Origin of the sequence: Corynebacterium sp. HMSC075D04, from assembly GCF_001815635.1 — a bacterium.
Taxonomy (GTDB): Bacteria; Actinomycetota; Actinomycetes; order Mycobacteriales; family Mycobacteriaceae; genus Corynebacterium; species Corynebacterium coyleae.
Genome location: NZ_KV821371.1, coordinates 60,005 through 66,454, shown reverse-complemented (window position 1 = coordinate 66,454; position 6,450 = coordinate 60,005). Strand labels below are relative to the sequence as shown.

6 protein-coding genes are annotated in these 6,450 nt (G+C 64.1%); 1 reads left to right on the top strand and 5 read right to left on the bottom strand.

Features of this window, described 5'->3' with window-relative positions; genetic code table 11:
• Nucleotides 1–64: 64 nt before the first annotated feature.
• From HMPREF3048_RS11320 to HMPREF3048_RS11300, 5 genes are all read right to left on the bottom strand, one after another.
• Complete coding sequence (locus HMPREF3048_RS11320) at nt 65–574, bottom strand: GNAT family N-acetyltransferase (protein WP_083279359.1); 510 nt, start codon at nt 572–574, stop codon at nt 65–67.
• The gene (gene dapD / locus HMPREF3048_RS11315; protein WP_070772381.1) at nt 564–1,538 is read right to left on the bottom strand and encodes a 2,3,4,5-tetrahydropyridine-2,6-dicarboxylate N-succinyltransferase; all 975 of its coding nucleotides are present in this window, start codon (nt 1,536–1,538) and stop codon (nt 564–566) included. The genes HMPREF3048_RS11320 and dapD overlap by 11 nt, the downstream gene beginning before the upstream one ends.
• Nucleotides 1,539–1,543: 5 nt before the next feature.
• Nucleotides 1,544–2,902 carry an amino acid permease gene (locus HMPREF3048_RS11310; protein ID WP_070772379.1) on the bottom strand — a complete coding sequence of 453 codons (1,359 nt, stop codon included), beginning with the start codon at nt 2,900–2,902 and terminating at the stop codon, nt 1,544–1,546.
• A complete protein-coding gene (locus tag HMPREF3048_RS11305) occupies nt 2,902–4,323 on the bottom strand; it encodes an amino acid permease (protein WP_070772389.1) in 1,422 nt (473 codons plus the stop codon). The genes HMPREF3048_RS11310 and HMPREF3048_RS11305 overlap by 1 nt, the downstream gene beginning before the upstream one ends.
• 62 nt (nt 4,324–4,385) lie before the next feature.
• A complete protein-coding gene (locus HMPREF3048_RS11300) occupies nt 4,386–5,327 on the bottom strand; it encodes a 2,3,4,5-tetrahydropyridine-2,6-dicarboxylate N-succinyltransferase (protein ID WP_070772387.1) in 942 nt (313 codons plus the stop codon).
• 29 nt (nt 5,328–5,356) lie between these two features.
• Here HMPREF3048_RS11300 and dapE point away from each other — a divergent pair, with 29 nt between their 5' ends.
• Complete coding sequence (gene dapE / locus HMPREF3048_RS11295) at nt 5,357–6,445, top strand: succinyl-diaminopimelate desuccinylase (RefSeq protein WP_070772377.1); 1,089 nt, start codon at nt 5,357–5,359, stop codon at nt 6,443–6,445.
• The last annotated feature ends 5 nt before the right edge of the window (nt 6,446–6,450 follow it).

Genomic DNA, 6,450 nt, shown 5'->3' with positions numbered 1-6,450 from the left:
AGAAGCATCCGCCCGGAGCCATGCAACAACTCTTTAACTAGCCAATAACCCGCCAGCGAGCGGGCTATTCGGCATGCTTGACATACTCCACGTGTTCATCACGCTCGCCAGCAAAGACGAAACCGTTGACCTCCGCGACATGGCGCGAAGCAGCATTGCCCGGCAGCGCCCGAATAATTAGCAGGGGAGCCCCCTCGGCGAAAGCGTGATCGGTCACCAGGCGCACGGCACGAGTCATCAGGCCACGCCCGCGGGCCCACGGGGCAGTGTTGTAACCAAAATCGGCACCACCGGAATCATCGGGGCGCAGCTCGATACTGCCGCAGTACCGGTCATCGACGACAAGCGCCCACCGCACACACCCATCACCCGCATCGCCGAGGAACGCCTCCGCCATCTCCACGGTGTACGGCGACGGCACCGTCGTCCACTCAACCATCCGCGGGTCAACCGACGCAGCGAACAGGTCGTCGCGCACGCCCGGAACGGTTTTCACGCGCGACCACGGCAGGAGCGTCAACTCGCCGTCGGTGAGAGTGTCGTTGGCGGGTGGGAACCAGGGGTTAGTTGGCATGGAGGGCCTCGTTGAGTTCGATGCCCTTTGCAGGGACGGCTTCGACGGAGCCGGTGACGGAGTTGCGACGGAATTGCAGGCCGTTGGCGCCGGAGAGTTCGAGGGCCTTCACTTCGGCGCCGGCTTCCTTGCCCAGGGCTTCGGCGACGGGTGCGGTGAGGACGACCTTTGTGCCGGCGGTGACGTAGAGGCCGGCTTCGACGATGCAGTCGTCGCCAAGCGAGATGCCCACGCCGGCGTTGGCGCCGAGGAGGCAGCGTTCGCCGAGGGAGATGATTTCTTTGCCGCCGCCGGACAGGGTGCCCATGATGGAGGCGCCGCCGCCGATGTCGGTGCCGTCGCCGACGACAACACCTGCGGAGATGCGGCCTTCGACCATGGATGCGCCGAGGGTGCCGGCGTTGAAGTTCACAAAGCCTTCGTGCATCACGGTGGTGCCTTCGGCGAGGTGGGCGCCGAGGCGGATGCGGTCGGCGTCGCCGATGCGCACGCCGCTCGGCACAACGTAGTCGACCATGCGTGGGAATTTGTCCACGGAGAAAACGACGACGGGGCCGTTTTCGGCGAGGCGTGCGCGGGTCATTTGGAAGTCGGCGACGGCGCAGGGGCCGTAGTTGGTCCAGACGACGTTGGACAGGAGGCCGAAGATGCCGTCCATGTTGGCGCCGTGTGGGCGGATGAGGCGGTGGGACAGTAGGTGGAGGCGCAGGTAGACGTCGTATGCGTCGATGGCCGGTGCGCTGAGGTCGGCGATGGTGGTTTCGACTGCGACGCGGGCGACGCCGCGGGCCTCGTCGGGGCCGACGAGGTTGGTGAAGCGGGCGTCGGGCTCTTCTAATCGACGAGTGCCTGTTTCCGTCACCACTTCGTCAACCTTGGGGGCGGGGTACCAGACGTCGAGGACTGTGCCGTCGTGGGTGATGGTCGCGATTCCGCGTGCAATTGCAGTCGTGGGGGTAGTCATGGCGACTACCTTACGACACTGCGTTTCTTGGTCAGCAGCGACAAGCCGACCAGGGCGAGGGAGAGGATGGTGACGGAGATGACTTGGGAGCGGGCGGCGTCGTCGAAAAGCATGAGCACCGTCAAACCGACGAGGGCGGCGAGCGTGACCCATGGCACCCAGGTGGCGCCGTGGACACGGACGGCGGATTCGCTGATGCGTGGGTGGAGTTTGATGAAGCTTAAGGTGATCATGATCCAGGTGACGATGAGGCAGCCGCCGGTTGCGGACATGATGAAGTCGATCATTCCGGGCGGGTTCCACCATTGCAGGCCGACGGCGAGAAACGCGAAGACTACGGAGACGAGCACGGAGTTCATGGGCACGTTGTTGGCGTTGGTTTTCGCCATCCATTTTGGTGCGTCGCCTTCGAGCGCTTGTTGGTAGCCGAGGCGGGAGGTGCCGTAGAGCTGCGCGTTGAATGCGGAGAGCAGTGCGAGCACGATGACGACTTCCATGAAGGCTGCGGCGCCTGGGATGTTTGCCATTTCGAGCACGGCGGTGAAGGGGGAGTCTGCGGCGGAGTCGGCGCCGTCGATGGTGGCGTATGGCAGCAGCAGGGTGATCACGGCGACGGAGCCGAGGTAGAAGATCGCGATGCGCCAGATGATGGAGTTGACGGCGCGTTTGACGTTGTCGGCGGGGTCTTCAGATTCGGCTGCAGCGATGGTGACCACTTCGATGCCGCCGAATGCGAATGCCACGGCGAGGAGGCCTGCGGCGATGCCGGCGACACCATTGGGGGCGAAGCCGGATTCGCGCACGTTGTCAAAGCCGACGAAGCCGCTGGCGGGCAGCACGCCCAGCCAGAGGAGAACGCCGATGATGAGGAATCCGACGATCACCGCGATTTTGATCATGGCGAACCAGTACTCGAACTCGCCGAAGCCCTTCACTTGCGCGAGGTTCACCGCGGTGAGCACAACTACGACGATGAGCCCGGGCACCCATTGGGGGACGTCGAACCAGGAGGCCATCATGGCGGAGGCGCCGGTGAGTTCGGCACCACACGCCATGATCAGCAGGAAGTAATACAGCCAGCCGAGGAGGAATCCTGCCCAGTGGCCGTACGCCATGCGTCCGTAGGTGGCGAATGAGCCCGATGATGGGTGGGCGGCGGCCATTTCGCCGAGCATGCGCATCACGGCAATGACGATGAGTCCGGCGATGGCGTATGCGACCAGAATCGCGGGGCCGGCGGCACGAATGCCGACACCGACGCCGAGGAACAGGCCCGCACCCACAGCGGTGCCGAGGCCCATGAGGGTGAGGTGGCGGGACTTCAGTCCGGTGCCGAGCTCGCTATTGCTTGTCGACGACCCCATTACCGCACCTCCTCAATCTCTGCCACGTTCTTCTTCGCCGGTTGCTTTCCTGTCGCGCGGGTCCACAAAACTCCCGCGAGGGAAACGACACCGACAACGACGGCGACGGCGAACATTTGGAATCGCCCGTCGGGGTCGGCGAGCATGAGCAGGATGACTCCGCCGGCGAGCGCGATCATGACCCAGGGAAGGACGTTGGGGGCCCACATACGTACGTCGGTGATTTCGCCGCTTGCTTCGAGCTTCGGGTGCAGGCGGACGAACGACAGGGCGACGACGATCCACAGCACGATCAGGCAGCCACCGACTGCGTTGAGGAGGAAGGCGAGCAGCCCGGGCGGGTTCCAGTACTGCAGGGCAACGGCGACGAAGCCGAAGAACACGGACACGATCACGGCACGGACGGGCACGCCGCGGGGGTCGGTTTTAGCGAAGGTCTCGGGGGCGTCGCCACGCACTGCAAGGTTTTGCATGAAGCGCGAGGAACCGTAGATCTGCGTGTTGCAGGCGGACAGCAGGGCGACGACGATGACGGCCTCCATGATGCCGACGGCACCCGGGATGTTTGCCATTTCGAGCACTGCAGTGAACGGGGAGTCGGCTGCGGAGTCCGCGCCGCCGATTTCGTCGAAAGGCAACAGCAGCACGATCAGGAGCACGGAGCCGATGTAGAAGATGGAGATGCGCCAGATGATGGAGCGGATCGCGGAGTGGACGCCGGCTTCGGGGTTTTCGGATTCGGCGGCGGCGACGGTGACCAGTTCAATGCCGCCGAACGCGAAGGCGACCGCGAGCAACGCGGTGGCAACGCCAGCCCAGCCGTTGGGCATGAAGCCGACCTCGCTGATATTCGACAGGCCTACGAACCCGCCGGTGGGCAGCACACCGAGCCACAGGGCCACACCGATGCACAGGAACGCCACGATCACAACGACCTTGATCAGGGCGAACCAGAACTCGAACTCGCCGAAGTTTTTCACCGCGGCGAAATTGATCACGGTGAAAAACCCAATGGCGATCAGCGCCGGGATCCAGGGGGAAATGGCGAACCATTGGGCGACGATCGCGGACGCGCCGGTGATTTCGACGGCCATGATCATGATCATCATGAACCAGTACAGCCAGCCGATGGCGAAGCCGGCCCAGCGGCCGAAGGCTTGCTCGGCGTAGGTGGAGAACGTGCCCGACGACGGGCGCGCGGCGACCATTTCCGCGAGCATCTGCATGAAGCTCACGGTGATGAAGCCTGCGACGATGTAGGCGAGGATGACGGCGGGGCCTGCGGCTGCGATGCCAACGCCGGTGCCAAGGAAGAGCCCGGCACCGATGGCTGAGCCGAGGCCCATCATGGTGAGGTGGCGCGTTTTCAGGCCGCGTGCGAGCGCGGTGGAATCGGCGACGGGGGAAACGGGGGTTGACATGTCGAACACCTTAAACCTCGACATGCAGTGAAGTGCATTCTTTTCCGGTTTATATGCGTGTGTTACGTGCGCGTGGTTTCTGCGGGGCGCAGCACGGGGGCGGTGGTGTAGGGCTCGTGTTGGATGCGCAGGTTGTTGCGGCCGGTGAGTTTTCCCGCGGGAAAATCTTCTCCGGTGGCGGGGTCGAAGATTCGGGTGTGGGGTTCGAGGGTGATGCCGGCGCCGATGTCGCAGTTGTTGCCGAGGGTGATGCCGTTGATGCTGGCGGTGGGGTGGAGGTGGCAGTTGGCGCCGATGCGCATGGGGTGGCGGGCGAGGGCGTTGTTGTTGGTGGGGGTGGCGATGAGGGCGGTTCCGCGGGCGAGGGTGGTGTTGGCGCCGACGGCGACTGCGGAGGAGATGGTGCCTTCGATGCGTGCGGGGCCGAGGGTGCCGGCGTTGTAGGAGATGTAGCCTTCGCGGACGACGGTGGTGCCTTCGGCGAGGTGGGCGCCGAGGCGGACGCGTTCGGCTTCGGTGATGGTGACGCCGGTGGGGACGACGTAGTCGACCATGCGGGGGAGGCGGTCGATGCCGTAGACGTGGATGGGGCCGCGGGCGCGGAGGTTGGTGCGTACGGTTTCGAAGTTGTGGGGGAGGCAGGGGCCTTTGTTGGTCCAGGCGACGGGGGTGAGGTGGTCGAGGGCGCCGTCGAGGTTGATGGTGAGTGGTTCGACGAGGCGGTGGGAGAGGAGGTGGAGGCGGAGGTAGACGTCGTGGGCGTCGATGGGTGGGGCGTCGAGGTCGGCGATGGTGGTGCGGACGGGCACGGTTTCGACGAGGCGGTCGCGGTCGGCGCCGATGAGGCGCAGGAACTCCGGGGAGAGGTTGTGGGCGGAGGTGCGTTGGGTGGTGGTGGGGTGGTCGTCGTTAAGCGTGAGTTCGGGGTTGGGGTACCAGGTGTCGAGCACTGTGCCGTCTATGGCGATGTTGGCGATTCCGAGGCCGTGTGCTCCCAAAGACATGGCCGTCATTGTAAACGTAGGATCGCGGTGTGACTTCCTTAGATCTTTTTGCGGACCCTGTTGTTTTGTCGGCTGCGTTGGTGGATATTGAGTCGCCGTCGCACCATGAGGAGGCGATCGCGGACGCCATTGAGGCTGCGTTGCGTGGCCTTGAGTATGCGCAGGTGCAGCGCTTCGGTAATACCGTGGTGGCGCGTACGAATTTCGGGTTGGATTCGCGGGTGGTGTTGGCGGGCCATATTGATACGGTGCCGCTGGCTGATAACACGCCGCATCGGCTCGCGGACGGTATTTTGCACGGCTGTGGCTCAGTGGATATGAAGTCGGGGTTGGCGTGTTATTTGCATGCGTTTGCCACGTTGGCGCAGCCGGGGAAGGCGGCGCATGATTTGACGCTGATCGCTTATGAGGGCGAGGAGGTGGCGCAGGAGTTCAATGGCTTGTACCACCTTGAGCGTGATCATCCGGAGTTGCTGCAGGGTGATATTGCGTTGTTGGGTGAGCCGTCGGGTGCGATCATTGAGGCTGGTTGTCAGGGTACGATCCGCGTGTTTGTGGATGCGCATGGCACGCGTGCGCATTCGGCGCGCTCTTGGCTTGGCCATAATGCGGCGCATGATCTTGCGGGCGTGCTCACCCGTATCGCGGCGTATGAGCCGCGCACTGTGCGTATCGACGACTGCGAGTACCGCGAGGGTTTAAACGTCGTCGGGCTGGAGGGCTTCGTGGCGACGAATACGATCCCGGATCACGCGCGACTGATCGTGAATTTCCGCTACGCGCCGGATCGCAGCGTCGAGGACGCGAAGGCGCACTTGGAAGAGACACTCGCGCTGGAGGAGGGCCTCGAGCTTATTTACGACGACGTCGCGCCGGGGGCGTTGCCTGGCCTGGGCGACCCGGTCGCGGCCGGGTTGGTCAAGGCAGTGGGCGGGAACTTCCGCGCCAAGTTTGGGTGGACGGATGTGGCGCGCTTTTCTAGCCTGGGTGTTCCTGCGGTGAACTTCGGGCCTGGCGATCCGGGGTTTGCCCATAAGAAGGACGAGCAGTGCCCGGTCGATGAGATTCGTCAGGTGGCGGCGCAGTTGCTCGATTACCTGAGTGCTGAAAGCGAGTAAGAGAT

What these genes read in the sequence shown, in the direction of transcription:
- HMPREF3048_RS11320 (WP_083279359.1), bottom strand. Translation starts at nt 574, where the DNA reads ATGCCAACTAACCCCTGGTTCCCACCCGCCAACGACACTCTCACCGAC.
- HMPREF3048_RS11300 (WP_070772387.1), bottom strand. Translation starts at nt 5,327, where the DNA reads ATGTCTTTGGGAGCACACGGCCTCGGAATCGCCAACATCGCCATAGAC.
- HMPREF3048_RS11310 (WP_070772379.1), bottom strand. Translation starts at nt 2,902, where the DNA reads ATGGGGTCGTCGACAAGCAATAGCGAGCTCGGCACCGGACTGAAGTCC.
- HMPREF3048_RS11305 (WP_070772389.1), bottom strand. Translation starts at nt 4,323, where the DNA reads ATGTCAACCCCCGTTTCCCCCGTCGCCGATTCCACCGCGCTCGCACGC.
- dapD (WP_070772381.1), bottom strand. Translation starts at nt 1,538, where the DNA reads ATGACTACCCCCACGACTGCAATTGCACGCGGAATCGCGACCATCACC.